Consider the following 239-nt stretch of genomic DNA (forward strand, 5'->3'; position numbering starts at 1 on the left):
GGCATCGATCCGTACGTCGCTCCGATCCGTCGGGTTCATCGGCAACTCGTAGCGGCCTTCTTCGAGCCGCTTGTACCAGATCGCCAGCCCGTCGCCGTCGAAGCCCATCACCTTCATCCGGTCCCGCCGGCGGTTGATGAACACGAACAGCGAGCCGTCGGTCACCGACGCCGAGTCGAAGTGCATCGCGACCAACCCCGACAGCCCGTCGAAGCTCTTGCGCATGTCCGTCCGGCGGG

The 239-nt window shown here is 65.7% G+C and carries 1 protein-coding gene; it reads right to left on the reverse strand.

Going from position 1 to position 239, the window contains the following annotated elements; genetic code table 11:
* Positions 1–225, reverse strand: a 225-nt coding sequence (tnpB, locus tag R0J87_RS24270; RefSeq protein ID WP_498889607.1) for an IS66 family insertion sequence element accessory protein TnpB, incomplete at its 3' end; no start/stop codon positions are given.
* Positions 226–239 lie beyond the last annotated feature (14 nt).

Origin of the sequence: Halomonas sp. SIMBA_159 (assembly GCF_046536035.1) — a bacterium.
Classification (GTDB): domain Bacteria; phylum Pseudomonadota; class Gammaproteobacteria; order Pseudomonadales; family Halomonadaceae; genus Vreelandella; species Vreelandella venusta_A.